Here is a 24,735-nt window from a genome sequence, read left to right on the forward strand (position 1 = left end):
ACGCCTTCGACGGGGATGGCGCTCGGCGGTGAAAAGTGAGAGTAACCATTATCAGTCTTCCACCCGGTGACCGAGGGCGGCAGTTCGATCCGGGACGGGCGGTTTCTTAACCGTTCGGTGACTTCCCTCCCACGATGGATTCGCTTCCGGTGGAGTTGCTCCAGCGTGTCGGCGTCGTCGCAGCCTTCGTGGTGTCTGTCGCCGTCGTTCTCTTATTGGATCGGCGATCATCGCTCCTTGCGTCGCTCCGCCGCCGCCTCATCCTGGGTGTTCCGTGGGGCACCCTCGTGTCGGCAGCGTTCGTTCTCGCGGTCTATCTCCTGGTACAGGGCGGATACGACCACTGGTACTCGCCGGTGACGATACCGTTCCGCGCGTGGTCGTACTTCTACCCGCTCGGGATCGCCACTGCAGCGTTCTCTCACGGGAGCGCGGGCCATCTCGTCGGCAATCTCGTCGGAACGCTCACCCTCGCGCCGCTGGCGGAGTATGCGTGGGGGCATTTCCCTCGGGGACGCGGCGCCCACTCGTTTTCGTCGCTCCGGACGAACCCGTACGTTCGAGCCTTCGTCGCCTTCCCCGTCGCTGTCGTCGTCGTCGGACTCCTCACGTCGATCTTCGCGATCGGGCCGATCATCGGCTTCTCCGGGGTCGTCTTCGCCTTTGCGGGCGTCGCGCTCGTCAACTACCCGCTGGGAACGGTGATCGCACTCGCTGGTGGCAGCGCGCTCCGCCTGGTGTACAGCGCACTCCGGAATCCGGTGCTCACCGCCAGTGGACGGCCGACGTACGTCACGCCGTGGTGGGCCGACATCGCCATCCAAGGGCACGCAATCGGACTGTTGATCGGCGTCCTCATCGGCCTCGCAATCGTTCGCAGACGACAGCAAGCGGCCCGTCCGAGCGCCCGACGGCTCTGGCTCGGGGCGCTTTTGTTCTCTGTCGAGCAGTCGCTGTGGGCGGTCTACTGGTTCCGCGGCGGCGAGACGTTCGTGCTCTACCGGGCTGTCGGCGTCATCCTCGTCGCGGCGCTCGCGCTCATCATCGTCTTCGCGGTCGTTACCCGCGACGACCCGCTCTTTTCCTGGGAGCTTTTGGGCGACAGCGGCGTCGTCCGCAACTGGCAGGTCGCCGCCGGGATCCTGCTGCTCTCGACGGCTGCGCTCGCCGGCCCCGCCGTTCCGGCCAACCTCTACACCGCCGAATCAGGCGATCTCGCGGGTGAGGAGATCGAGGTCCGCGACTACGAGGTGACCTACGCGGAGAACGTCGAGAACGGACTCGTCGCGACGGTCGACGTCGAAGCCTTCGGCGAGACCACGGGGGTGAACACCTCCGGCGTCATCGTGCGGAGTGAGCAGCGGGGCATCTGGACCACGGCGGTTTCGAGAGGTCGGCTGGCGTTCGACGGCCGGAGAGCCGTCCGCCTCGGCGGTGTCGGCTGGCGTGAGACGGTGACCGCCCAGCGCGGCGGGTGGCGCGTCCTCGGCAACAGCTCCGCCTACCGCGTCGCGCTCGGCCACAACAACACCACACGCGTCGTCTACGCCTCGGATCCCGTTACGGCAAGCCCCACGCTCGACGGCCGGAACGTGACGGTCGTCCCGAACAAAAGCGGGTATCTGCTCCGGGTCACCGAGGGCAACACGTCGACCGACGCCCGATTCCCCACGCAAAACGAATCGGTGACGGCAGACGGACTGACGTTCACGCGGAACAACTCCAGCGTGTACGTCTCCTACAACCGGACGCGGGTGCAGTTGCTGGAGCGGGAGTCGTACGAGTGAGACGGTTCGCCGAACTGGTGATATTCAGTCGCCTCGCTGACGGGGATTAAAACTCGACTGTCCTGGTGTCGGATACCGACGAACCGTCTTTTCTGTACGGCTCTTCTCCGGCTTGATCCTTGGTGATCACCGCGGTTACCTCACACGACGTATCGTCCGGTGCCGTCTGTACGACCACCGAGGAGTTCCGAAAGTGCCCGGCGGGCAGTTCGATGATCGACTGCCCCTTCACCTCACAGTCGTTGTTGGCGTTCTCGACGTTGATGTACCCCCCTTCCGGCAGATAGGCGCTGTTGATCTGGATGACCGCGTTGAACCGCGGGTGGTCCCGCGCGGTCTGTGGGACCGGAATGTCGATTTCCGGCTCGTCCGTGTGCGAGGCCGCGGCGCCCGAACTCAATCCGGCCACGCCACCCCCGACGATTGCGGTTCCGACGCCGAGGCGCCGGAGCAGTGTTCGTCGGCTAACGATTCGATCGTTCTGCTTGTCTTGTTTCATAGTTGCCCCCATCCGTAGCCCCACGTCCGCAGCACTGCGGTCGAACGTGTAAGGCCTGAAACCGCAACGGAGGACGGAGAAAATAAATATAGGGGTCCGAGTGGGCCCGATTTCGGACGGAGTTTACCGATCCGCTGGCGTGCTCAGCTTCCCGGTTCCGACCACGCGATCCGGAACACCTCAGCCTCGATCTCCTCGCGGTCGGCCTCGTGGAAGTCGAACTGGCGTTCGATCGGGAACGTCGCCCGGAATGCCTGTGTCACCTCGCCGCCGTTGTCGGCGGCAAAGGACTCGACGAACTCCCGGGAACCGGCGTTGTGGATCGAGTAGGAAACCGTCGCCAGGTCCGCGGCCGTGGCCAGAAACGCCCGATCGGCGTGTTCGTTGCCGTCCTGGGCGCCGAACGGCGGGTTCATCAGCACCGTCGTCTCCGCCGATGGGCGGAGCGGCGCACGCGTCGCGTCCGCACAGACCCAGTCGATAGACGTCGCCGCCCCGACGCGTCGACGGTTCTCCGCAGCGGTCGTAAGCGTCGTTCGATCGATATCGACGCCCACGACGCGGTCCGGGCCGCGGAGCGCGGCACCGAGCGCCAACATCCCCGTACCCGTTCCGAGGTCGACGACCGTCTGGCCTTCGATGTCTCCGTTCAGGTCCGCCACGTGGACGACGTGTGCGGCCAACGCCGGCGGCGTGGGATACTGTTCGAGATCCGCCCGCGGCGCTTCGAAGCCCGCGACGACCGCCAGTTGCGTCTCCAGCGCTGATTTCGTGGCCATCAGACTCAGTCTATGGATTCCCGGTGATAATACAAAAATCCTTCTCGAATACGCGCAGTTATCCCTTCGGTCAGTAGGAATGCTGCAAGACCACGCTCAGTAGGAATGCTGCAAGACGACCGTCCCGTTCGCGTTGCGGACGGTGATCGTGTCACCGCCGTTGTTCCAGACGGCGCCGTCGGCACCCCAGTAGACCTCCGATTCGGTGTCGGTTCCCGAACCGGTCCGGAGCGTCAGTTCCGCCCCCGCTGGGAGCGTGGTCCCCGTCGGGAAGGTATACGAGTGGCCACCGTCGTCGGAGACCGTCCACCCCGAGAGGTCGAGTTCGGTGTCACCGGTGTTGCGGAACGTCACGTACTCGTCGTCGAGATTCTCGTGGTCGTTGCCCGCGGCGTCGGCGTGGACCTCAACGACTGCGAGCGGGCCCTCGGTGGCTGTCCCGACAGTCCCGCCGGTGTCGTCGATGCACGACCAGAGTCCGCGGCGGTCCTCGCGTGCCGCGCTCGCTGCTCGTTCGTACCGCTCACGTTCGGTAAAGGTGCTCTCGTAGATCCGGGCGTGGCCGTCCCGGAGCAGGGCGTAGTTGAAGGACTCGTTCCCGACGTAGACGTAGGCGAGCAACCTGCCGTAGTACCCTCGCTTGTCGGCGCGTTCGTCGAAGACAAGCGTGACGGTTTCGCGCGCTAACCGATCCGACGCGTACGTCGAGGCGTTCTCGCCGGCCCGTCGCAGACAGCGTGCCCCGGCGTCGGTGTCCGGGATGCCGTCGAACTCCTCGGGGGTGTTTTCCGCGTGAACCTCCGGAGTATCGACGCCCAGTAGTCGGACAGTCTCCCGCGTCCCGTTCGGGTAGGCCACCTTTATCGTGTCGCCGTCGACGACCTCGGTGACAGTCACGCGGACGCCGTCTGTCGGCGTCCCGGCGGTCGGTCCCGACGAGTCATCGGTCGCTGCGCCGTCACTCGGCCCCGGTGCCGGAACGCCGGCGAGACAACCGGCCGAAACCACGAGGAGAACGACGAGGAGCGTCTGTGCACGCATAGGGAAGCGGACCGGCAGCGGGTGTCGGAAACCGAACCCGACCGATTTATGTCCGTTTTCTGTTACAAAGGTTTAAATTCACCGTTCACCACAAACCTTATAATGGAACGTCCGAGTCGCCAGCGCCAGCGGGAGCAGGAAAGCGAACAGTCGGGCGAGGAACGCCTCGTATGCCCCGAATGCGAGTCGCAGGACATCGTGACGGACGCCGACCAGGGCGAGTTGGTCTGCGAGGACTGTGGCCTGGTGTTGGACGAACAGCAGATCGATCGGGGGCCGGAGTGGCGGGCGTTCAACCACTCCGAGCGACAGTCGAAATCCCGCGTCGGTGCGCCGATCACCGAGACGATGCACGACCGCGGGTTGACGACGACGATCGACTGGAAGGACAAAGACGCCTACGGGCGGTCGCTCTCCTCGGAGAAACGCTCGCAGATGCACCGCCTGCGGAAGTGGCAGGAGCGCATCCGCACGAAGGACGCGGGCGAGCGCAACCTGCAGTTTGCGCTCTCGGAGATCGACCGAATGGCTTCGGCGCTCGGGGTCCCGCGATCGGTTCGGGAGGTCGCCTCCGTCATCTACCGACGGGCACTCAACGAGGACCTGATCCGGGGGCGCTCCATCGAGGGCGTCGCGACCTCGGCGCTCTATGCCGCCTGTCGACAGGAAGGCATCCCCCGCTCGCTGGACGAGGTCGCCGAAGTGTCGCGTGTCCCTCAAAAGGAGATCGGACGGACCTACCGCTACATCTCCCAGGAACTCGGACTGGAACTCAAACCGGTCGATCCGAAGCAGTTCGTGCCGCGGTTTGCCTCCTCGCTCGGACTGAGCGAGGAGGTCCAGTCGAAGGCGACTGAGATCATCGACGTCTCCGCCGAACAGGGCTTGCTGTCGGGCAAGTCGCCGACGGGGTTCGCGGCGGCCGCGATCTACGCCGCCTCCTTGCTCTGCAACGAGAAGAAGACCCAGCGGGAGGTCGCCGATGTCGCGCAGGTGACCGAGGTCACCATCCGCAACCGCTATCAGGAGCAGATCGAAGCGATGGGCTTCCGGTAAGTAGCCCCACCGCTCGGCTCGCACCGTCCCGTTTTCCTGCTGTCGCTTACGTCCGCACTCACTCCACGACATCGACTCCGGTGAACTCGAACCGGGCACCGCCGTCGCCGCTTTCGGTCACGGCGACGTCCCACCCGTGCGCGTCGGCGATCTGCTTGACGATGTTCAGCCCCAGGCCCGTCCCGTCGTCGGTCGTAGTGTAACCCGTGTCGAACACCTGTTCGCGCTCTTCGGCCGGGATCCCCGGGCCGTCGTCTGCGACGTAGAAGCCGTCCGCGAGGTCGCCGACCGTCACGGTGACGTCCGGCCGCCCGTGTTCGATCGCGTTGCGGACGAGGTTCTCGAACAACTGCTGGAGCCGCGAGCGGTCAGCGCGAATCTGTCGGTCGGTGTCGACGACGAACGAGGCCTCGGGTGCCGAGACGGTCTCCCGGCAGTTCGACAGTAGCTCGCCGGGATCGACGGGTTCGGTCTCGCCGGTGTTCCCACCCTCGCGTGCGAGGACGAGGAGGTCCTCGATCAACTCCTCCATCCGGCCCAGGGCGTCCTGTGCAGCCTTGCGGTGTTCGCTTCGGTGATCGGGATCGGTTTCGACCAGATCGAGCCGTCCCTTCGCTACGTTCAGCGGGCTGCGCAGGTCGTGGCTGACGACCGTAGCGAACTGTTCGAGCCGATCGATCTGCCGTTCGAGTTCCCGCTCGTCGGCCTTCCGGTCGGTGATGTCGCGGCTGAAGGCGATGAAGCGCTCCGCCGCGTCGATCTCGGCTTTCGTGATCCAGACCTCGACGGGGAACGTCGAGCCGTCTTTCCGCCGGTGCCGGCCCTCGACCTGGACCCGCTCGCCGACGTTCGCTTTCGCCCACGTCCCGCGGAGCGTCTCTCGGGAGTGACGGGCCTCGACGTCGGCGACGTTCATCGAGAGCAACTCCTCACGAGAGTAGCCCAGGTTCTCGACCTGCTGGCGGTTGACCCGCAGGATCTCCCCGTCGACGTCGTGGACCGTGATGGCGTCCGGCGAGTTCTCGAAAAGCGCGTTTAGCCGTTTTCTGTTGCGTTCCAGCGCCGCCTGGCGCTCCTTGTGCACGGTGATCTCCGCGTTGACGGCGACAAAGTGAGTGGCCCCCGCGTCGGTTTCGACGGGGGCGATCGTCTGATCGACGACGTACCGGTCCCCGGATTTCGTCCGGTTCGTGATATCGCTCCGCCAGACGCCGCCCGCGAGGATCGTCTCCCACAGCCGTTCGTAGAACTCCCGATCGTGCTCGCCCGATTTCAGGATCCGGGGCGTCTGGCCGATCGCCTCCTCGGCGCTGTAGCCCGTCGTCTCCTCGAAGGCCTCGTTGACGTAGATGATTGTCCCGTCCCGTTCGGTGAAGTACACCGCGTGCCCCGACGCCTCGACAGCCTCGCGGAACAGGCGGAGTTGCGGTACCTCCACCGTCTCCCGACTCCGAAGTTGATCTACACCGCTTCTCACCGCCCGCGCCGCGTCGACGGCGGTTTTTATTCGCTTCGCGAACAGCGCTCTCTGTTCGACGCCATCGCGCCGCCGGAGGAAATCGGTGGCGCCCGCCGTGATCGCCGCCTCGGGCGTGACGTCGGCGTCGGATTCGACGAAGAGCAGAAAGGGGAGATCCGGATGTCTCTCGCTGACGTCGCCGAGCAGTTCGAGGCCGGTCGCGTCAGGCAGTCGGTATCCCGACACGACACAGTCGAACCGCTCGTGGCCGTCCGCCAGCCGATCGAGCGCGTCGGCGGCACTGGTCGCCCTGACGACCGCGAAGTCCGCGACGGCGTCCCCGGAGTGGTGTAGTTCCGACTCGGCGGCCGCGTCGGCAGCGACCCACAACACCCGGATCCCACCAGTCATACTGAGATTGTCCCGATCATCGGTTAAAAAGGTAGGGCGGTCGGGTCCTCAGCGCCGCGAGTGGTTGACGAACACCACTACCTCGCGGTTCCACAGTCCCAACCGGTACGTCGTTGCCTCGTACGCCGGATCGAGCCGCTCTGCGACCACGTTCCGATTCCCGCGGTCGGTGACGACGATCGGCGGCACGGCCCCGGTTTCGGCCAGCCCGTCCAGTTCTGTGGCGTTCGCCACGCTCGTCGCGTCCGCATCGGCCGACGCGACGTACCACGGCAGTGGCAGTCGGTTCCCCCAGGCGTCGCCGACGGGCGGGAATCGCGTCGAGCGATGGTCGGGAACGTGGTAGGCGGATCCCACGTACACCACTTCAGCAGTCGATCGATCCCCATCGGTCGCGTTTGCCGCCGCAGATCTGATCGGGTCGAGATCGTCGCTCGGCTGTCCATACTGCGCAAGCCGGTTGTCCCGGTCCGAGGGCCCGTAGACGTCACCGGCGATGACGCCACCGACCGAAGCCGTCACGGCGAGGACGACGAGCACGACGGCGACGACCGTGCCGGCGTCGAAATCGACGCCAGGGCCGATACGATCGCCCTCGTCGAACTCGGTGCCAACGTCGATCTCAGTATCCGCGTCGACGTCGTCGACGGGGCTCTCGGGCGCCGAATCGGCCGCGTCTCTCACCTCGACTGCAGCGTCGGCACCCCACCGAAGCAAGGCCACCAGGCCGACCGCAGCCGGGAGCGACAGCGGGACGATCACGTGCACGAGCGTCCACGGAGCGGACACCTCTGCGATCGTCGGGAACACCACGACCGCGAGCAGGCCCCAGTAGCCGACGCCCTCGACCACCGGCCGGCGCGTTTCCGTGTACCGTTCCCGCAACGTTGCCGCGACCCCGAGGAGGACGACAGGGAGCGAGACGGCCAGAAAGAGCCTGCCGCTGTCGGCCACGTACGGAAGAATCGCGTGCGTCCCCTCCGGAAATCTGTTCACGATCCGAACGCCGACGAACCGCCGGAAGGCGCCGACGGTCCCCTCGTAGACCGCCAGGTGGACCGTCGACGGATCGTAGAGACCGATCGGGACGCCGGGCCCGGCCCGCGGGGCGAACAGGAAGGCGGTCACGCCCGTCGCGAGCAATCCCGCACGAGCGGCCGGCGTCGACGTCCCTTCGAGGCGCTTTCGAAGGGTACCGACGGCCGCTCGTGCGCTGCGCCCCTCGTCGGCGGCGACGCTCCGCTGGTCGACGACGATGAAAAGCGCCGCGAGCCAGCAGGCGACGTAGCCGACGACAAATCCCGAGGCTGAGGCTGCAAGCGGCAGCGCAACCGCGGCCGCGTACGCGTCACGTCGGCTCCGCCGATCCCAGGCCCTCACCGCGAAGCCGACGGCGGCGAGACCGAACAGCGCGAGCGGGACGTCGCCGCGGAGAAACCGGGAGTAGTACAGGAGGAGCGGCTGGACGGCGAGGACTGCCGCGAAGGCGATCGTCTCGGCGTCGCCGAGCCGATCCCGAAAGAGGAGGGCTCCAAGCGGGAGTGCGGCGCCGAGAACCGCCACAGGGAGCCTGGCGAGCCGATCCGAGACGCCGCCCAGAGAGAAAATCACCCGATCGAGATGGTAGAGGAGCGGCCCGCCGGCCACGGGGCGGTACTGGAACGCGCCCGTCTCGACGTATCGAAGCGCCCAGTAACCGACACGCGCCTCGTCCCAGTGGAACGGCCGTGCCCCGAGGTCGACGAGGCGGAGCGCGAGGCCGACTACGGCAATCCCGATGACGGCGACGACGACGCGATCGATCGGGAGCGATCGGCTCTCGACAGTGTCGACAGCCGAATCGGGGGACGTCTCCTCGTCGCCCTCCTGCGACATAGGCCTCCCGTCGTCACCAGGGGGTAGAAACTTTGTGATCGGCGTCGGCTCCAGTGGACTGTGATTCGGTTTGCTCGGGGCGGTACGCCAGCCCGATCCGGAACGCCCAAGCGCTCGCAGCGCCCACTCCGGGTATGACTGTCGTGGATTCGCTGCCACCGCGCCCGCTCGGCCCGGAGGAGTTGATGCAGCTTAACGCCGCCGACGCGCTGGAGCTCGCGGTCCCGATCGAAGAGGAGGGCCGCGCGTCCGGCGTGCTCGTCGCCACCGACGCGTGGGTGAAGGGTCTCGCCTTCGATGCCGACGCCGAGTCGTGGACCGTCGTGGAGACGGTCAGCCTCTCGGAGGACGTCCAACGTATCGACGGGTTACAGACGTGTGAGGCCGCAATCCTCCGATTCCGCGGGACCGATCCGGCGGACGTGACGGCCGAAGACGCCCCCGGGAACTTCGAGCCCGCAGTCGACGACAGCACCGCCCCTGAGAAGACCGACTAGAAGGCCTCGGGACCGCATCCGAGGATACTAACTAAAACCCCCCGGGACGTAGGTTGTCCCGACAGATGTACGACACCATACTTGTTCCGACGGACGGCAGCGACGCGAGCGAGGGCGCAGTCGAACACGCGATCGAACTCGCGACGCAGTACGACGCGACGCTCCACGCTCTCTACGTGGTTGATACTGGTGCGTACTCCTCGCTGGAGATGGGCGCAGAGATCGTCGCCGAGGCACTTCAGGAGGAGGGCAAAAAGGCGGTCGACCGCATCGAGAAGGCCGCCGAGGAAGCGGGCGTTTCGGTCGAGGCGACCGTGAAAACCGGCCTCGCCCACCGATCGATCGTCGACTACGTGGCCGAGGAGGGAATCGATCTCGTGGTGATGGGTACCCACGGCCGCACCGGCGTCGGGCGCTTCCTCCTGGGCAGCGTCGCCGAGAAGGTCATCCGCACCGCGGACGCTCCGGTGATGACGGTCCGAACGCCGAAATCGGCCAAGGAGGAAGAAAGCGAAGAGTAGCCCGCCCCGTCCGGTCGGGGAGCATCGATCAGATCATCTCCCGGCTGCTTCGCAAAGAGTTTTGAAGCGATCCGCCGAACGGCGAGGTATGACCGAGTACAGTGTCGAGTTCATCGGCACGGGCGAGACTCTGGCGATTTCGGACAAACAGACGATTCTCAAAGCCTGCATCGAGGCGGGAATCGCCCAGGAGTACTCCTGTCGCGTCGGTATGTGTCTGGCCTGTTCGGCGGAGATCGTCGAGGGCGACGTCACCCAGCCCGCAGCACGGGCGCTGACCGACGAGGAGCGCGAGAACTACGCGCTGACCTGTATGGCCCGCCCCCAGAGCGATCTGAAGCTGAAACGGGGCGTGTACCCGCCGAGCATCGAAGCGGACGCCGCTGACGCCTCGCAGGCCGCCGCAGACGACTGATACTGATTACTCTCGTCTCTTCCCGCCGAGCGCCACCCCCGGTGGCGGCGCTCGGCGGTAAACAGTGAGAGTAATCAGTATGAGGGTGGGTCGACGGCTCGGCCCGTCAGTCGGCGTCGGCCCCTCCGGCCGCGCAGTTGTTCGGTCCGAGTTCCATCTCGAACGCCTCGTCGTCGTCGACGCGCTCGCGGCCGAGGTTCGTCGCGATTATCTGCTCGTAGTTGTTCGGCCGCGGTGGCATCGCCGAGAGGACGTGGTCGACGAACGCGTCGGACTCCATCGACAGCGCGTCTAGCGACCCCCGAAGCTCACCCAGTGTGGCGGCGTAGACCCCCGACTCGGCGGCCGTCGTGGTGGTGTCGTAGTGACCCGGCGCCACGATGACGTCGTCAGCGAGTTCGCCGAACTGCTCCGTCAGCGTCCGGTGGAGCAGCGCAGCCAGTTCGGGTGCGCCGTCGAGACCCGCCTCCAGGTCGGGGCGTGCGACTGAGCGCAAGAAGAGGCTATCGCCCGCGAGCAGGACGTCGACTCCGGCAATTCCGGTGTCTCCCCCGCTCCGGGCGGTGTCGGGGTCTCCACCGGTCCCGGCGGTGTCGACGACTCCCCCGCACCCGACGGTTTCCCCGACGGCGAACGCCGTCATCTCGTGGGTGTGACCGGGCGCCCCCAGCGCACGCAGAGTCGTCCCGCCGACAGTGAGCGTCTCGCCGTCGCCGACGAGTGTCGCGTCGAACGCGAGCCCGCGGTCGGCCGCGCCGGCGGGGAGGATCACCTCGGCGTCGGTCCGCTCGGCGACTTCGCGGACTCCGCTGACGTGGTCGGCGTGGACGTGCGTGTCGATCGCGTAGGATACGTCCGCGCCGAGATCCGCCGCGTCCGCGACGTACCGCTCGGCGAAGGCCCGGAGCGGGTCGATGACCGCCGCTTCGCCGTCGCGCTCGACGAGGTAGCCGAGACAGCCGCTGGAGGGGCGCCGATACTGGCGGACGGTGGCCGGTCCGTCGGTCGGCACCTCGGCGGCGACCAGCAGGTCGGCCCACGCGTCCATCCCGCCCGCCAGGTTCGCCGCTTCGACGCCGGCCGTCGTCAGGAGGTCCGCGACGTACGCGCTGGCTTTCCCCTCGCCACAGACCACCACGAGTGGTTCGGGGAGGTCCGGCGCTCGCTCGGCGACGGTCCCCTTGACCTCGGCCTGGACGAATTTCACGTAGGGGATCTGTCTGCTGGTGACGCCCGGCCCGTCGACGTGCCAGGCGTCGTACTCGTCGCGGTCGCGGACGTCCAGGATCGAGACGGGCTCTCCCGAACCGATTCGGGCGGCGAGAGTCGCCGGCGAGAGCGTGTCGACCTCGCCGTCCGGTTCCGGGTAGTCACGGTCACTCATACTCGCAACTACGGCGCTCGGTGGATTAAACAGCAGGGTGGCGGGATCGCGCCGTCCGGATTACACCTCGACTGATAATGATTACCTCACTTTTTACCGCCGAGTCCCACCCCCCCGGTGGCGGCGCTCGGCGGGAAGAGACGAGAGTAATCAGTATGAGGGCACATCCACACTGATTGTTCCGCCGCGGTGTCGATCGAAGCCGATCGCCACCAAGGCTTAACGCCTGCTGCTCCGAAGCGGGAGTATGGACACAGCCGACCTCCGAAGCGCCGTCGAGACGGCCAAGGAAACGGAACTCGACCGTCTCAGTTCGAGTAAACTGCTTCTCGCGCTGACCGACGCCGAACTCGACCGCGAGAGCGTTCTGCGAGCGGCCGCCGCCAGCGAACTCGCCGCCCGCGAGACGTTCTCCACGTGGGCCGACGACGAAGAACACGATGCGGCCGCAGACCTGTTCGCCGACGTCGCCGACCAGGAGCAGCGCCACTACGAGCGGGTCGCCGACCTCCTGGGCGAGGAGATCGAGCCCCCGGGCAGCGGCCCGATGCACGGCTACCTCCGGGAGCGTGCGGGGACCGTAGATCGCCTGGCCGGAGGGTTACTGGGCCGGACGCTGGTCAGCGACCGGACCCACCTCCAGGTGGTCAGCTTCTTCGTCAACGAGGCCGACGAGGCCGCCGCCGACGTCTTCCGCGAACTGCGGACCGAAACCCGCGAGGCCCAGGATCGGGGACTGGACCTGCTGGATACGGTCTGTGAGACCGAAGAGGACTGGGAGACCGCCGAGGCCGTCGCGAGCTACGTCATCCAGCTCGCGTACGACGACTACACCGACGTGCTCGTGGGGATGGGTGTCGATCCCAAGCCGATCTGCTGAGGGGAAAGAACAGGCTTTCGCACACGACTTCGCTCCGATCGGTCGAACACCGTCGGATCGGTCCGTTTGGTCGAACACCGTCGGATCGGTCCGTTTGGTCGAACACCGTCGGATCGGTCCGTTTGGTCGAACACCGTCGGATCGGTCCGTTTGGTCGAACACCGTCGGAACGTCGCTCCGGCGAGCTCGATCCGACTCACGCCGGATCGAACAACGCAAATCGGAGATTGGCTGGCTCGACGAACCTACGCTTCGTCGAACAACTCCTCGCCGTCGACCATATGCTCCGCGACGGCGTCCATATCGAGCGTGACGCCGAGGCCGGGGGCTTCAGGAACCTCGATCGATCCGTCCTCGATGACGGTCTCCTCGACGAGTTCGTCCCACCAGCCGAGTTCGTAGGAGTGGTATTCGACCGCCAGCGCGTTCGGGATCGCCGCGCCGACGTGGGCGGCGGCCATCGTCGCGACCGGCGAGGAGACGTTGTGCATCGCCACCGGCACGTAATACTGGTTCGCGACGTCGGCGATTTTTCGCGTCTCCCGCATCCCACCGACTTTCGGCAGGTCGGGTGCGATGATGTCGACCGCGCCGTTCTCGATCAGCCGCCGTTCCTCGGTGACGCGGTAGCGGTTCTCGCCGACGGCGATCGGCGTTGTCGTCGACTTCGTGACCTCCTCCTGGACTTCGAGGTTCTCCGGCGGCACGGGATCCTCCAGCCACCAGACGTCGTACTCCTCGACGGCGTCGGCGAGGCGCTTGGCCGACCCGCCGGAGAACGTCCAGTGACAGTCGAAAGCGACGTCCGCGCGGTCTTTCACGCGCTCCGTGACCGCCTCGACGATCTCGACTTTGTGCCGGATCTCGCCCGGACGGAGGTGTCGGTTCGCCCGGTCTTTCTCCAGGCCGGAGGGCACGTCGAGATCGAATTTCAGCGCGTCGTAGCCGAGTTCCTCGACGACGCGCTCGGCCTCGTCGGCACAGGCCTCAGGATCGGCTTCGGCTTCGGTATGACAGTCGCAGTAGACCCGCATCTCGTCGCGGTACTTGCCACCGAGCAGCTGGTAGGCCGGGATCTCGAGAATCTTGCCCGCCAGATCGTGGAGGGCGACCTCGATACCGGAGATCGCAGTGACCGTGACGCCCTCGATCGAACCCTCGCCCGACATCTTCTGGATCAGATGTTCGTAGAGCCGGTCGATGTCGAGCGGGTTCTCGCCGACGATCATCGGCTTCATCCGCTGGATGAGTTCCGGGACGCCGGCACCCCAGTACGCCTCGCCGGTACCGACGACGCCGGCGTCGGTGTACACCCGCACGAGCGTCCACGGGAAGTTCCCGTCGATCATCGTCGTCTGGACGTCGGTGATCGCGACGTCGCGGCCGCCACCGCGCTCGCGCGTGACGCCCATCGTTTCCGCGGAGAGTTCCCGCATCGTGTACTCCGCGTTCGGATCGTGTAGATCCGCGTAGTCGATTCCCATAGTTGCGTATTTACTCGGTCCGATGTAACTCTTTGGAGGCTGGGAACTGCCCCGAGAGACCGGCCGATCTCACCACTCGTTCAGCCGGTTCAGCACGGAGACCGTCCGCAGGATCGATCCCGCGTCTCCCGGCTCGTAGACGAGTTCGTCGGTCGCTCGGACGTGTTCGAGGACCGACGCGGAGGCGTGGCTCGGCGCCGCAGCGATTCCGGCGTCGGCGGCCTCGGCCCACTCCATCACGCGCAGATCCGACTTGCTGTCGCCCATGACCGTCACGAAGGGGTCGTCGATCCCGAGGACGTCCAGCGCAGCCCTGACGCCGGTGGGCTTGTCGAGGTCCAGGGAACCGATTTCGGCGGCGTCGGCGTGGTAGTACCCCACGTCGATCCGGTCGAACCGCTCCCGAACCGACTCTGGGATCTCTTCGACCCCACAGGACGGCGTCGCGTCCTCGCGGTCCAGTACCTGTGCGATCTCCGGATCGGCGTCGGCGTAGTACGCCCGCGCCCAGTTTGCGGCGCGTCCTCTGTCGTCGCCGTCGACGTCTCGGACCTCGATGCCGACCTCGCCGATCCCTTCGACGGTCTCGGCGACGGCCTGCCCGAGGAGGTCGACGAGGTACACCAACCCCTCGTCGATGACTGCCGCTGCGGCGTCGCTCCCGACGTCGAAATTCGGTTTGAGCGTTACGTTGAACTCGTTGCCCTGCAGATGTACCGAGCGACGGAGGTCTTCGGGGGCGGCGGTGAGAACGCGCGAGCGGACCACCGAGAACACCTCCTGGACGTCCTCGTCGAGCGTCTCGTAGAGCAACCGCTTCGTGTCGGAGCCGTGGCCCGGGGTGAAGACGCCCGTTCCCGCCTCGTAGACGATGCTGAGCGCCCCCGAGTGGACGAGTTCGGTGCCCAGTCCCTGGATGGCGAAGCCCTTCACGTTTTCCAGCGTCTGGCCCGTACAGATGACGATCGGGAGGCCCGCCTCGTGCATCTCCGTCAGGAGGTGCAGCGTCTCCCGGGGGATCTCGTTGTCCGTACGGCCCGCGGAGCGAAGTGTCTCGTCGACGTCGAGTACCAGGGCGTTCACCGACCGACCGTACTTCGAGTGGAGGTCCAGCGCCGTGAAAGTCTGCTCTCGGGTCGCCCGAGCGGCGATTTCGGCGAGTGTGCCCCTGCCGTCGAACGCCGCGGTGATCTCCCGCTTTCGGGCGTCCAGTTCGTCGCTCGCGTCTTCCCAGTAGTCGAGCGCGACGCGGGAGTCCACCGGCGGAAAGAGATCCACGAAGTTCTGGAGATCACGCAGGGTATCCGTCTCGTACCCCTCGTAGAGTCGGTAGAGGAGATCGTATCGATCCATAGGCGGAGTCGGTTATGTGGGGATAAAAACGCATCCTCCGTGTGATCCGGCCTGCCGATCGCGACGGGGCGCGCCCGGAGCCGCCGAGGGGAAACGCTCAAACGGTCGACTGGCCTACACCGTCGTATGACAGACTGGACCGACAGCATCGTGGGCGACCGGATGACTGTCGACCGGGAGTTCACCGACCGGGTCGAGAATTCCGAGTTCACGAGCCAGGAGTGGGGCCTGATTATGACGGCGACCGAACTGGACATCGAGAACGCCGAGGACCCCGAGAACGCGCGGATGATCGCGAATACGGAGAAACTCCCACAGATTATGCCGGAACTCGAGAACGTGCGATCGCAGATGGGATCGATGGCCGGCGGCCCCGGCGAGGACGACTCCTCCGGTGGTGGCCTGCTGGACTCGCTGAAGGGGGCGATCGGCCTCGACGCCGGAAGCAGCGGCTCGGATCAAGAGCGGATCGAAGCCGCAGAGCGGCTGACGCAGGCGTACGCGGACGAACTCCAGCGACATCTGGAATCCCGCGACAAGTGGGAGCAGGTCCGAATCGCATATCTAGAGTAACCCCCGGCGGTCCAGTATCGGAGCGGCGATCGCTCCGGGAGGAGAACGCTTTCCCTGCCGGCCGTCGTGTGTCCGCGTATGAGCGACGATGACATCCGCGAGTTCGACGGCATTCGGCTCGAACGGGTCCGCGAGCACGTCTGGGAACTGCCCCGTGAGGGTGATATGCGGGTCCCGGCGCGGGTGCTCGCGAGCGAGGAACTACTCGAACAGATCGGCGACGACAAGACGCTGACCCAGCTGCGCAACGCGACGCATCTCCCGGGGATCGTCGAACCCGCGGTCTGTCTGCCCGACGGCCACCAGGGCTACGGGTTCCCCGTCGGCGGCGTCGGCGCGACCGACGTCGAGACCGGCTGTCTCTCGCCCGGGGCAATCGGCTACGACATCAACTGCGGCGTCCGGATGGTGACGACGAACCTGACGTACGACGACCTCGTCGGCCACGAGGCGGAGCTGGTGGATGCGCTCTTTGCGAACATCCCGTCGGGGCTCGGCGGCGGCGGCGTCGTCGAGGCCGGCAAGGAGACGGTCGAGGAGATTCTCGCTCGCGGCGTCGACTGGGCGCTCGAACACGGCTATGCCGTCGAGGACGACCTCACACACTGTGAAGACGAGGGGATGCGTCGGGATGCCGATCCGAGTGCGGTGTCGCAGAAGGCCAAGGACCGCGGCAAAAACCAGATCGGCAGCCTCGGCTCCGGCAACCACTTCCTCGAGGTCCAGCGCGTGACCGACATCTACCGGCCGGCTGTCGCCGAGGAGTTCGGCCTCGAAGCCGACCAGATCGTCGTCCTCATCCACTGTGGTTCCCGCGGGCTCGGTCACCAGGTCTGTACCGACTACCTCCGCGAGATCGAACAGGCGCACGGCGACCTTTTGGCTGAGCTCCCGGACAGGGAGCTGGCGGCCGCCCCCGCCGGCTCGGACCTCGCGGAGGAGTACTACGGCGCGATGTGTGCGGCGATCAACTTCGCGTGGGTGAACCGCCAGCTGATCACCCACCGGGTGCGGCAGGTTTTCGAGCGCGTCTTCGACCGGGACTGGGAGACGATGGAGATGAACCTGCTCTACGACGTCGCCCACAACATCGGTAAGAAGGAGGTCCACGAGGTCGGCGTCGACGAGGACGGCCGGCCGACGACCGCCGACGCCGCGGTCGGCCGCGAGAAGCGGGAGCTCTACGTCCACCGGAAGGGCGCCACGCGCGCGTTCCCGGCCGGGCGGCCGGAACTGCCGGCTGCCTACCGGGACGTCGGCCAGCCAGTCATCATCCCGGGCAGTATGGGCGCGGGATCGTACGTGCTCCGGGGCGGTGAGAATTCGCTGGACCTCTCGTTCGGCTCGACCGCCCACGGCGCCGGCCGGACGATGAGCCGGACGCAGGCGAAAAACGAGTACTGGGGTGAGACCGTTCAGGACGAACTCCGCGACCAAGAGAAGATCTACGTGAAGGCGCAGTCGGGGGCGACCGTCGCCGAGGAGGCACCGGGCGTCTACAAGGACGTCGACGAGGTGGTCCGCGTGTCCGACGAACTCGGCATCGGCGACAAGGTGGCGCGGACGTTCCCCGTCTGTAACATCAAGGGGTGAGCGCGGCGAGACAGCGCATCAGGGAAAGGGCGAACAGGCGGCGCATTCTGACGCCCCCGACGGCGCGCCGCGCTCCCGCTGTGACCGTCGGGGGACCGTCTTCAGGTCACGCCGGGGCTGGCCTCCCGATCGGGTAAAAGCCCTCGCGATGTTCCGATCCGGCAAGATCCCTGCTACTGGTCGTGCGTGCAGATCACCAGCCGCTCGTCTTCGTGGGTTACACAGACCCGTTCGGCGCCGCCGAGGTCGAACGAGTGGCTGCGCCGCTCGGTGAGAAGCAATCGGGAGAACGGGGCGCCGCAGGCCGGACACTCGACGTCTTCACGGTTCTCATACAGCGTGACGTCGCCGCCGTCGCGGAGGAGTTTCATCCGGTGACGGACGGCGTGTTGGTCGAATCGCTCGGCCATCGCCGGGTGTCTGAGAGCCGCGGCCAAAACCGTTGCTGTCGCGATCGCCACCGGCCGTGAAACGAGTCTCTTTAGCCCAGGCGCGAAAGTCGATCCCGAGCACGGGCGAGCGCCGCCTCGTCGTCGTCGTGGAGGTACGCGACGAGTTCGCGGGCGGCACGGACGAGTGCCTCCGATTCCTCGGCCGGCACGTCGCCGTAGATGGCCTCGACGCGTCGCACGTGCGTATCGAGCCTCTCACGCACCTTGCTCGCGGCCGTGTCCGGATTGTCCTCCAACCAGACACCGACGTCGGTGATGAACCCGTCGAGCACCTCCGCGTACGCGAGTCCCCGGGCGGCGGTCATGGACGCCGGGACAGTGTCCGGGGCCGGTCGCTCGCCGAAGTCGGCGCCGCGGAGGAGTTCGAGTACGTACAGGCGCGAATCGTCGTCGGGATCGCGCGTCCGGTCGAAGACGTCGACGGCGTGGAGCAGTTCGGCCGCCGCGAGCACCGTCTCGTCGACGGGACGCAATTCGCCGCCGTGCAGGAACCCGCGACGGCGAACGTAGTCCCGGAGCGTCGTTTTCAGGTCGGCCGCGACGTCTTCGATAACAGTGTGCTCGCCGAGGGCAGCGCGATGGTCCGACAGGTCGAGTTCGACCGCCCCGTCGGTGTGTCGTTCCCGGTCGCCGAGGCCGACGCTCCGGAGGCTCCCGCAGTCCGGACAGTCGACGCGGCCGGTGTCGTAGTACGACCATTCCCGGCCGCAGTCCGTACACCGGCGACGGCCTCGGATTTCCATACGCTCCGGTTGCGTCCCGAATACAAAAAGCGCGTCGCGACGGCGCTCGCCGCAGTCGATATATTTATGTAGAGAAATCCGTAACCGTCGGATGACGCTTCGCTTGGAGGGCCGAAGCGTCAGCGGGGACCAACTCAGGGCGGCAAGCATCCGCGTGCCTTTCACGCGGCTTGCTTCCTTTTCCGTTCGGGTCGTTCGCCAGCCACTGGTCTCTTTGATCCCCATAAGGGTCGAAGTCACGCGACGGCCGACATATTTACTCGTTGACTTTCGAGGGGTAAATCTCCGGATATGTCCCTTGATCGGTATAGCGCATACGAGACGCTCTTGCCGGTTTCGAGCGCCCTGCGGCCGTCGTGAGCCGATATGTTTATTTCCGAGAACACTAAATAACACATAGAGTTCACCGATGTATGACCTGACAGGATTTCAGCGCGACCTGCTGTACGTGATCGCCGGGCTCGACGAACCCCACGGGCTCGCAATCAAAGACGAACTCGAAGAGTACTACGAAAAAGAGATCCACCACGGCCGGCTGTACCCCAATCTCGACACTCTCGTGGAGAAAGGACTCGTCGACAAGGGACAGCGCGACCGACGAACGAACTACTACACTCTCACCAGACGCGGCCGCCGCGAGATCGCCGCGCGCAAAGACTGGGAAGCGACCTACATCAACGTCACCTTCGACGGCATCGACGACGACTGATACTGATCACTCGCACGTGTTCCCGCCGAGCGTCGCCAACGGGGTGGCGCTCGGCGGGAAGAGACGAGCCTAATCAGTGTGAGACGGGCTCGTGGATCTGACGACCGGTGTTCACCACCCGCCGGTGGGCACCGCCCGGAGACGACACCCGGCCTGCCCACCCCGACGACTGCGGGTGACTTCACTCGCCGCTCTCGGAGGGGGCTCCAGCACCTTCTTCTCCGTTCTGCGCCGTCGCCGACGTCGGCTCTGCGAGGGAGGCGCCAAACTCGAAGCCGTCTCCCCCCTCGTGGTTTCCGTCACCGTCGGTGACAACATCCGGATCCCACCCGGGCGGCTGAGAAGATTCGTCCACCTCGGCGACGCTTGGATCGATCGAGTACGGAACCAGCGACTCGCGCTGAATCAGCACCGGCAGTACGTGCCGCGCGAAGTTGACGAGTAACACGAGGATGATCGGGCCGAGGAAGATGCCGTACCAACCGAACAGCAGCGGCCCGAGCGTGTAGGCGATCATCACGGCGCCGACGTGGAGATTGCGGCCCGAGACGTACGGTCGCAGGACGAGATCCGGGATCGTATCCACGATGACGAACGAAACGCCGGCGAACACGCCGGTGAACCACAGGGTAGTCGGGTCAGAGAGGTACGCATCGGCGCCTATATACACCGCGACGGGCACGTAGACGAGTTTCATACCGACGACGGGGATGAGACTCGCGACGCCCGCGATGAGGCCGACGAGGGCTGCAGCGGGGATGCCGGTCCCCTGTGGTGCGAACAGATTCAGGACCGAGTACGCGATGACGCCGATCGTCCCGGTGAGGACAGCGTTGAGGATGTTGCCGAAGAAGATGTTCGTGAAGTCCCGGTCGACGCCGTCGAGGAAGGCTTCCAGGACGCCTCGGTCGTCGGCCACCTGTGTCCGCGTCCACATCGAGAGCTTCTGGTCGTCGCGGAGTAGATAAAACGCGACCGCGATCATCGCAAACAGGTGCACCAGCCCGATGCCGACGAAGGCGAGAACGTTACTCGCCGAGCTCATCGAGGCGATCACCTGCTGTAATTGCGCGACTGTCAACGTGGCCGGATCGAGCGCAAGCAGCCGCTCGAAGTCGGTCAGCCGCGTGAGTTGCTCGGACGTGATCGGGTACTGTGAGAGATCGAAAATCCCCTCGTTCGTCAGGCGGATCAGTTCACTGACCGCGATCGCGCCCGTATACGCAACGAGTGTCAGCGCCGGTAACGCGAGCACGAAGAGCGCGACGGCGGCAGCGAGACTCGGCGGTCGGACTCGTTTTTTGATACGCCGGTAGATGGGACGTGTCGCGTAGTAGATGAACAGCCCGAAGACGAACGTCCCGATGAAAGAGTGGACGACGAACAGCAGCGCCCCCATCAGGGCGAACCCGGCCACCCACCACGACAGCTGTGAGCGGTCCATCCCAACTACGGACATACCCAAGCAGGGACCGGAGGCGGCAAAAAGCTACCGCGAACCCGACCCCTGACCGGCTCCTGTCCGACGATTCGGCTACTCGGCTGTCGAATCCGACGTAGCGGTTTCGGCTGTTGACTCGGCGGCTGGGGTCGCTGTCGCCGTTTCAGTCGGCACCGACGCGGCCGACGACTCGTTCGAGACTGTTGCTTTCGATGACGCAACGTCACAGGCCAGCGCCGTCGAAAACACCCGGGCTCTGACGCTCCCGTCGGGTCGGACCGCCACGTGCGTCGCGGAGTCGTTGCAGTCGACGAAATCCCGCCGGATGCCGAGCATCCGGTCGTCCTCGTTCGACAGTGCGATGTCGAGGACGTAGTCCCGCGCTCGGTAGATTTCGATTCGGAGCGACCCGTAGGCCGGAAACTCGGCCGTCGCGTCCACGACACTCTCGCCCGTCGCTGCCGCGCGGAGTTCGACCTCGATCGTCCGTCGGTCGGCATCGTCGTTCCAGATCACTGCGCGGTGGTGAGCCGCGTCCGACGCCTCACCGACGCGCCGCGTCTCGAAGGGGTCCCTGGCGTCGAACTCCGAGAGCGTCCCGTCGCCCGTCGGTGGGAGTTCCTCGTCGGCCCCGGGGCTTCCGGGGGTGTCAGTCGTCGCCCCCGAACTGCACCCGGAGAGCGGGCTGACGAGGAGGGCGGACGCCACGGCGAGGAACCGGCGTCGACGCATCGATACCGAATACGGAAGCGGGTATCAAACCCGTTTGGATAGGTCGAATGCGCGTTTGAGTTACGCGGGCCGGTTTCCTCGAATGCGCGTTTGAGTTACGCGGGCCGGTTTCCTCGAATGCACGTGTGAGTTACGCGGGCCGGTTTCCTCGAATGCACGTTTGGGTAACCCCGACCGGACAGCAGGTTAGGTCCACTCGTCGAGCCCGGTCTGGACGACCGAGGACTCGATGCGTTCGAACCCGCGGGCGACCTCCTCGGCCGGGATCTCCCACTCCTCGGTAACGTAGGCGCGCGCGGCGTCGATGTCGGGTGAAATCTCCGTCCCGAAGTCGTACTCGTCGGTCACGGGCGGATCGAGAAACAGCTCGCGGATCCGATCCCCGTGTTCGATGTACACCCCGCGATCGTCGAGGACGGCCCACAGGTCCCCGTGTTCGCGGATCTCCGAGAGGGCGGTCTTCGGTCCGATCCCGGAGATACCCTCGTTGAAGTCTGTCCCACACAGGATCGCGACGTCGACGAGCTGTTCGCGGGTGAGTCCGTGCTTCGCGAGCGTCGCTTCGAGATCCATCAGTTCCGGATCGCCCTTCGAGGTGAGTCCGCGCAGGGTGTACGGCGCACCGAAGAGCAGCGTGTCGTAGTCCTCGCTACCGACGTAGTCGACGTCGCCGCGGGCCGCCATATACGACGCCTGGGCCTCGCCCTCCGCGGGCGCCTCGACGATCGGGACGTCGAGTAATCGGAGGAGTTCCCGCGTCGTCTCGTGGATCACGTCGGTCAGCCGTTGTGTCCGCGCCTCCAGTCTGGCCGCGGCGACGGCGTCGCCGCGCTCCTCGGCGTCCTGCTTCCGCTCTTCGGCGCGCTCGCGGGCCGCTCGCCGCTCTGCCACCTCGTCGTCTTTGAGTTCCGTCACGCCGCCGTCGAAGACGAACACCGGGACCAGATCGTGCTCGAAGAACTTCGGCAGCCCTTGGACGACGCCGAGCAGGTTCGCTACCTCCTCGCCCGCCTCGGTGGTGTAGACGTCCTCGGCGGTGAACTTGACTGTCGTCGTCAGATACCGGTACAGCCAGTTGTGTGCGTCGACGGCGACGACGCTGCCGGCCACCTCGTCGAAGCCGACCTCTTCGAGCGCCGCCAGACTCCGCAGGTCTGCGTTACCCATCGCTCGGCGTTCGGTTGCCCGTCGATTTAACCCTCCGGGTCCGTCGGCTGTGTGATCGGCGCCGGTGGATCGGCACCGCGCTTCCGGTGGAGAAATGTCGCTTCCTGCTCTCCGAGGTCGCGCTCGCGGAAGCGGTCGAGACCCGCCTGGTATCGATTCGCGTCGGCGGTTTCTGCCACGTCCGTCGGTACACCGTCGGACTCCGTCGCAGTCATCTCCTCTTCGACCGGTCGTTCGAGGACCAGTTCGGCCAGTCCCGTCTCGCGACCGGTCCACCGAAAGCCCGCCTTGTGCATCGCCTCGTAGGCGAAGGGGTTGTTGACGGCGATCCGGAGCCGTTCGTAGCCGCGCGCTGCGGCACGTGGGGCAGTGAAGGCCGCCAGTCGCGGGCCGATCCCTGAGCCTTTCACGTCCGAACGGACCGTCACGTAGCGGTACCAGAGCGTCGCGTCGTCTGTCCGGTCGGCGTTGAACGCGAGCGCGGCGACGACGTCGGTCTCGAAGTCGTCGGCGTCGGGGACATCCCGCGGTATCTCTCCCGAGTCACCTCTCTCTCGCATCGCCGTATTGCCATCGGGATCCGCCGATGGCCCGCGAACGACGGCCTTGCCGGTGTTCGACATCACGAACTTGCCGGCGTACGCGAACCGCCGGTAATCGAGGCGGAGCGTCGGCCCGTCCGGCGGCCACCCGAGGACCTCGAACTCCATTTCCGCACCCTACGGACGGCAGGGGAAAGAGTGCGGCGGTGCGACAGGCCCTTGCCGGGCGCCCGCGAAAGTGGGGGTATGTCCTCGCGGTTCGGTCCCGGCGATGTCCGTTTCTTCGACCGTCTCGCACGGCTCTACGACGCTGTGATGCCGCCCGCGCGGGTGAAACCGCTCCGCGATGGCTTCGCGTTCGCCGATCGGCCGATCGACCGCGTCGTCGACCTGGCCGGCGGCACCGGCCGCGCCGGACAGGGACTCGCTACTGTCGGGTACGCCCCGCTCGTCGTCGATATCTCCGGCGGGATGCTCGCACGCGCTCGCGAGAAGGGCCACGCGGTCGTCCGCGGCGACGCGAGTGCCCTCCCGATCAGCGACGACGCGGTGGACGCCGCCGTCGTCGTGGACGCGCTGCATCACCTCCCGGACCCGGAAGCGGGGCTGTCGGAGGCCTTCCGAATTCTCCGTCCCGGCGGCGTACTCGTCGTCCAGGAGTTCGATCCACGCGGCTTCCGGGGGCGCGCGCTCGTCGCCGCCGAACGGCTCGTCGGGTTCGATTCGACCTTCTGGCGGCCCGCGGCGCTCTGTCAGTTGCTGTCGACGGCGGGGTTCGAGGCCCGGATCGTCCGCGAGGGGTTCGAGTACGTCGTGGTGGGCCGCGTGCCGCGGGAGTGACGGCCAGCGCGACGGGAGGCGGACCGAATCCGGGAGAGCCATTAGGGAGCGTCCGAATCGACGTGTATGGCATCCTCCGAGGAGTCGTTCCTCGCACGACGAATCGACGCCGAGGCGTTTCCGCTGGCGGTCGTCGACGTCCTCGCGCTCGCTGCGGTCCTGACGATCGGCGTGATCAACCACAACGGCGTGGAGTACCTCTCGACGAACACCGTCGGGTGGCTTTTGACGCTCGTCCCGTTTCTGGTCGGGTGGGCGGTCGCGGGGCCGCTCGTCGGTGCATACTCCGCGGGCGCGGCCGAATCAGCGAAGGCGGCGGTTCCGCTCGCGGTTCGCGCGTGGATCCCCGGTTCGATCATCGGCTTCGCCCTCCGCGCGTCGCCGCTGTTTTCGGGCGGCTTCCAGTGGACGTTCGGGGTCGTCGTGCTCCTCACGGGCGGGGTCTCCCTCGCCGTCTTCCGGTGGCTCTTCTTCAAACTCCGCGGGTGAGTCCGGCCGTCGG

The 24,735-nt window shown here is 66.3% G+C and carries 25 protein-coding genes; 11 read left to right on the forward strand and 14 right to left on the reverse strand.

Annotated features, from left to right (window positions below; all coding sequences use genetic code 11):
* The first annotated feature begins 134 nt into the window (after positions 1-134).
* Positions 135-1,787, forward strand: coding sequence for a rhomboid family intramembrane serine protease (locus tag RJT48_RS13055; RefSeq protein WP_311172755.1), 1,653 nt, complete (start codon positions 135-137; stop codon positions 1,785-1,787).
* A 46-nt stretch (positions 1,788-1,833) separates the two neighbouring features.
* On the opposite strand, the gene RJT48_RS13060 is transcribed toward RJT48_RS13055, so the two are convergent.
* The 3 genes from RJT48_RS13060 to RJT48_RS13070 all read right to left on the reverse strand — a co-directional run bounded on the left by RJT48_RS13060 (position 1,834) and on the right by RJT48_RS13070 (position 4,106).
* The gene (locus tag RJT48_RS13060; RefSeq protein WP_311172756.1) at positions 1,834-2,286 is read right to left on the reverse strand and encodes a hypothetical protein; all 453 of its coding nucleotides are present in this window, start codon (positions 2,284-2,286) and stop codon (positions 1,834-1,836) included.
* 143 nt (positions 2,287-2,429) lie between these two features.
* A complete protein-coding gene (locus tag RJT48_RS13065) occupies positions 2,430-3,065 on the reverse strand; it encodes an METTL5 family protein (RefSeq protein WP_311172757.1) in 636 nt (211 codons plus the stop codon).
* A gap of 96 nt (positions 3,066-3,161) precedes the next feature.
* Positions 3,162-4,106, reverse strand: coding sequence for a lamin tail domain-containing protein (locus tag RJT48_RS13070; RefSeq protein WP_311172758.1), 945 nt, complete (start codon positions 4,104-4,106; stop codon positions 3,162-3,164).
* A gap of 102 nt (positions 4,107-4,208) precedes the next feature.
* Here RJT48_RS13070 and RJT48_RS13075 point away from each other — a divergent pair, with 102 nt between their 5' ends.
* A complete protein-coding gene (locus RJT48_RS13075) occupies positions 4,209-5,162 on the forward strand; it encodes a transcription initiation factor IIB (RefSeq protein ID WP_311172759.1) in 954 nt (317 codons plus the stop codon).
* A gap of 58 nt (positions 5,163-5,220) precedes the next feature.
* Here RJT48_RS13075 and RJT48_RS13080 read toward each other — a convergent pair whose 3' ends face one another.
* Both RJT48_RS13080 and RJT48_RS13085 read right to left on the reverse strand, forming a co-directional pair.
* On the reverse strand, positions 5,221-7,032 hold the full coding sequence (locus RJT48_RS13080; RefSeq protein WP_311172760.1) for a PAS domain-containing sensor histidine kinase: 1,812 nt from the start codon (positions 7,030-7,032) through the stop codon (positions 5,221-5,223).
* A 48-nt stretch (positions 7,033-7,080) separates the two neighbouring features.
* Positions 7,081-8,907, reverse strand: coding sequence for a flippase activity-associated protein Agl23 (locus RJT48_RS13085; RefSeq protein ID WP_311172761.1), 1,827 nt, complete (start codon positions 8,905-8,907; stop codon positions 7,081-7,083).
* Between the two features lie 134 nt (positions 8,908-9,041).
* Between RJT48_RS13085 and RJT48_RS13090 the strand changes: the two genes are divergently transcribed.
* The 3 genes from RJT48_RS13090 to RJT48_RS13100 all read left to right on the forward strand — a co-directional run bounded on the left by RJT48_RS13090 (position 9,042) and on the right by RJT48_RS13100 (position 10,340).
* Positions 9,042-9,404, forward strand: coding sequence for a DUF7964 domain-containing protein (locus tag RJT48_RS13090; protein WP_311172762.1), 363 nt, complete (start codon positions 9,042-9,044; stop codon positions 9,402-9,404).
* Between the two features lie 65 nt (positions 9,405-9,469).
* Positions 9,470-9,925, forward strand: a complete 456-nt coding sequence (locus RJT48_RS13095) for a universal stress protein (RefSeq protein WP_311172763.1) — start codon at positions 9,470-9,472, stop codon at positions 9,923-9,925.
* Positions 9,926-10,013: 88 nt separating this feature from the next.
* Complete coding sequence (locus RJT48_RS13100; protein ID WP_311172764.1) at positions 10,014-10,340, forward strand: 2Fe-2S iron-sulfur cluster-binding protein; 327 nt, start codon at positions 10,014-10,016, stop codon at positions 10,338-10,340.
* A gap of 106 nt (positions 10,341-10,446) precedes the next feature.
* Here the strand turns inward: RJT48_RS13100 and RJT48_RS13105 are convergent, their stop codons facing one another.
* Positions 10,447-11,724, reverse strand: a complete 1,278-nt coding sequence (locus RJT48_RS13105; protein WP_311172765.1) for an MBL fold metallo-hydrolase — start codon at positions 11,722-11,724, stop codon at positions 10,447-10,449.
* A 247-nt stretch (positions 11,725-11,971) separates the two neighbouring features.
* Here RJT48_RS13105 and RJT48_RS13110 point away from each other — a divergent pair, with 247 nt between their 5' ends.
* Positions 11,972-12,604, forward strand: coding sequence for a rubrerythrin family protein (locus RJT48_RS13110; RefSeq protein ID WP_311172766.1), 633 nt, complete (start codon positions 11,972-11,974; stop codon positions 12,602-12,604).
* Positions 12,605-12,849: 245 nt separating this feature from the next.
* On the opposite strand, the gene RJT48_RS13115 is transcribed toward RJT48_RS13110, so the two are convergent.
* Positions 12,850-14,088: a mandelate racemase/muconate lactonizing enzyme family protein gene (locus tag RJT48_RS13115; protein WP_311172767.1), complete on the reverse strand. Its 1,239-nt coding sequence runs from the start codon at positions 14,086-14,088 to the stop codon at positions 12,850-12,852.
* A gap of 69 nt (positions 14,089-14,157) precedes the next feature.
* A complete protein-coding gene (locus tag RJT48_RS13120) occupies positions 14,158-15,441 on the reverse strand; it encodes an HAD family hydrolase (protein WP_311172768.1) in 1,284 nt (427 codons plus the stop codon).
* Positions 15,442-15,567: 126 nt separating this feature from the next.
* On the opposite strand from RJT48_RS13120, the gene RJT48_RS13125 reads away from it, so the two are divergent.
* Complete coding sequence (locus tag RJT48_RS13125) at positions 15,568-16,014, forward strand: DUF5799 family protein (protein ID WP_311172769.1); 447 nt, start codon at positions 15,568-15,570, stop codon at positions 16,012-16,014.
* 78 nt (positions 16,015-16,092) lie between these two features.
* Positions 16,093-17,607, forward strand: coding sequence for an RtcB family protein (locus RJT48_RS13130; protein ID WP_311172770.1), 1,515 nt, complete (start codon positions 16,093-16,095; stop codon positions 17,605-17,607).
* Between the two features lie 173 nt (positions 17,608-17,780).
* Here RJT48_RS13130 and RJT48_RS13135 read toward each other — a convergent pair whose 3' ends face one another.
* Positions 17,781-18,017: a DUF7385 family protein gene (locus RJT48_RS13135; RefSeq protein ID WP_311172771.1), complete on the reverse strand. Its 237-nt coding sequence runs from the start codon at positions 18,015-18,017 to the stop codon at positions 17,781-17,783.
* Positions 18,018-18,088: 71 nt separating this feature from the next.
* Positions 18,089-18,802, reverse strand: a complete 714-nt coding sequence (locus RJT48_RS13140; protein WP_311172772.1) for a DUF7117 family protein — start codon at positions 18,800-18,802, stop codon at positions 18,089-18,091.
* 409 nt (positions 18,803-19,211) lie between these two features.
* Here RJT48_RS13140 and RJT48_RS13145 point away from each other — a divergent pair, with 409 nt between their 5' ends.
* Complete coding sequence (locus tag RJT48_RS13145; protein WP_311172773.1) at positions 19,212-19,511, forward strand: PadR family transcriptional regulator; 300 nt, start codon at positions 19,212-19,214, stop codon at positions 19,509-19,511.
* A gap of 181 nt (positions 19,512-19,692) precedes the next feature.
* Here the strand turns inward: RJT48_RS13145 and RJT48_RS13150 are convergent, their stop codons facing one another.
* From RJT48_RS13150 to RJT48_RS13165, 4 genes are all read right to left on the reverse strand, one after another.
* Positions 19,693-20,970, reverse strand: coding sequence for an AI-2E family transporter (locus RJT48_RS13150; protein ID WP_311172774.1), 1,278 nt, complete (start codon positions 20,968-20,970; stop codon positions 19,693-19,695).
* A 75-nt stretch (positions 20,971-21,045) separates the two neighbouring features.
* A complete protein-coding gene (locus RJT48_RS13155) occupies positions 21,046-21,684 on the reverse strand; it encodes a hypothetical protein (RefSeq protein WP_311172775.1) in 639 nt (212 codons plus the stop codon).
* Positions 21,685-21,870: 186 nt separating this feature from the next.
* Positions 21,871-22,851, reverse strand: a complete 981-nt coding sequence (gene fen, locus RJT48_RS13160; protein WP_311172776.1) for a flap endonuclease-1 — start codon at positions 22,849-22,851, stop codon at positions 21,871-21,873.
* A 26-nt stretch (positions 22,852-22,877) separates the two neighbouring features.
* Positions 22,878-23,561 (reverse strand): GNAT family N-acetyltransferase, encoded by a 684-nt coding sequence (locus RJT48_RS13165; protein ID WP_311172777.1) that lies wholly within the window; start codon positions 23,559-23,561, stop codon positions 22,878-22,880.
* 78 nt (positions 23,562-23,639) lie between these two features.
* Between RJT48_RS13165 and RJT48_RS13170 the strand changes: the two genes are divergently transcribed.
* Positions 23,640-24,233, forward strand: coding sequence for a class I SAM-dependent methyltransferase (locus RJT48_RS13170; RefSeq protein WP_311172778.1), 594 nt, complete (start codon positions 23,640-23,642; stop codon positions 24,231-24,233).
* Positions 24,234-24,299: 66 nt separating this feature from the next.
* The gene (locus RJT48_RS13175; RefSeq protein ID WP_311172779.1) at positions 24,300-24,722 is read left to right on the forward strand and encodes a DUF3054 domain-containing protein; all 423 of its coding nucleotides are present in this window, start codon (positions 24,300-24,302) and stop codon (positions 24,720-24,722) included.
* Positions 24,723-24,735 lie beyond the last annotated feature (13 nt).

The organism is Halobellus ordinarius, from assembly GCF_031823395.1.
Classification (GTDB): Archaea; Halobacteriota; Halobacteria; order Halobacteriales; family Haloferacaceae; genus Haloquadratum; species Haloquadratum ordinarius.

Coding starts and splice junctions, on each gene's coding strand:
- RJT48_RS13055 (WP_311172755.1), top strand. CDS start 135: ATGGATTCGCTTCCGGTGGAGTTGCTCCAGCGTGTCGGCGTCGTCGCA.
- RJT48_RS13060 (WP_311172756.1), bottom strand. CDS start 2,286: ATGAAACAAGACAAGCAGAACGATCGAATCGTTAGCCGACGAACACTG.
- RJT48_RS13065 (WP_311172757.1), bottom strand. CDS start 3,065: ATGGCCACGAAATCAGCGCTGGAGACGCAACTGGCGGTCGTCGCGGGC.
- RJT48_RS13070 (WP_311172758.1), bottom strand. CDS start 4,106: ATGCGTGCACAGACGCTCCTCGTCGTTCTCCTCGTGGTTTCGGCCGGT.
- RJT48_RS13075 (WP_311172759.1), top strand. CDS start 4,209: ATGGAACGTCCGAGTCGCCAGCGCCAGCGGGAGCAGGAAAGCGAACAG.
- RJT48_RS13080 (WP_311172760.1), bottom strand. CDS start 7,032: ATGACTGGTGGGATCCGGGTGTTGTGGGTCGCTGCCGACGCGGCCGCC.
- RJT48_RS13085 (WP_311172761.1), bottom strand. CDS start 8,907: ATGTCGCAGGAGGGCGACGAGGAGACGTCCCCCGATTCGGCTGTCGAC.
- RJT48_RS13090 (WP_311172762.1), top strand. CDS start 9,042: ATGACTGTCGTGGATTCGCTGCCACCGCGCCCGCTCGGCCCGGAGGAG.
- RJT48_RS13095 (WP_311172763.1), top strand. CDS start 9,470: ATGTACGACACCATACTTGTTCCGACGGACGGCAGCGACGCGAGCGAG.
- RJT48_RS13100 (WP_311172764.1), top strand. CDS start 10,014: ATGACCGAGTACAGTGTCGAGTTCATCGGCACGGGCGAGACTCTGGCG.
- RJT48_RS13105 (WP_311172765.1), bottom strand. CDS start 11,724: ATGAGTGACCGTGACTACCCGGAACCGGACGGCGAGGTCGACACGCTC.
- RJT48_RS13110 (WP_311172766.1), top strand. CDS start 11,972: ATGGACACAGCCGACCTCCGAAGCGCCGTCGAGACGGCCAAGGAAACG.
- RJT48_RS13115 (WP_311172767.1), bottom strand. CDS start 14,088: ATGGGAATCGACTACGCGGATCTACACGATCCGAACGCGGAGTACACG.
- RJT48_RS13120 (WP_311172768.1), bottom strand. CDS start 15,441: ATGGATCGATACGATCTCCTCTACCGACTCTACGAGGGGTACGAGACG.
- RJT48_RS13125 (WP_311172769.1), top strand. CDS start 15,568: ATGACAGACTGGACCGACAGCATCGTGGGCGACCGGATGACTGTCGAC.
- RJT48_RS13130 (WP_311172770.1), top strand. CDS start 16,093: ATGAGCGACGATGACATCCGCGAGTTCGACGGCATTCGGCTCGAACGG.
- RJT48_RS13135 (WP_311172771.1), bottom strand. CDS start 18,017: ATGGCCGAGCGATTCGACCAACACGCCGTCCGTCACCGGATGAAACTC.
- RJT48_RS13140 (WP_311172772.1), bottom strand. CDS start 18,802: ATGGAAATCCGAGGCCGTCGCCGGTGTACGGACTGCGGCCGGGAATGG.
- RJT48_RS13145 (WP_311172773.1), top strand. CDS start 19,212: ATGTATGACCTGACAGGATTTCAGCGCGACCTGCTGTACGTGATCGCC.
- RJT48_RS13150 (WP_311172774.1), bottom strand. CDS start 20,970: ATGTCCGTAGTTGGGATGGACCGCTCACAGCTGTCGTGGTGGGTGGCC.
- RJT48_RS13155 (WP_311172775.1), bottom strand. CDS start 21,684: ATGCGTCGACGCCGGTTCCTCGCCGTGGCGTCCGCCCTCCTCGTCAGC.
- fen (WP_311172776.1), bottom strand. CDS start 22,851: ATGGGTAACGCAGACCTGCGGAGTCTGGCGGCGCTCGAAGAGGTCGGC.
- RJT48_RS13165 (WP_311172777.1), bottom strand. CDS start 23,561: ATGGAGTTCGAGGTCCTCGGGTGGCCGCCGGACGGGCCGACGCTCCGC.
- RJT48_RS13170 (WP_311172778.1), top strand. CDS start 23,640: ATGTCCTCGCGGTTCGGTCCCGGCGATGTCCGTTTCTTCGACCGTCTC.
- RJT48_RS13175 (WP_311172779.1), top strand. CDS start 24,300: ATGGCATCCTCCGAGGAGTCGTTCCTCGCACGACGAATCGACGCCGAG.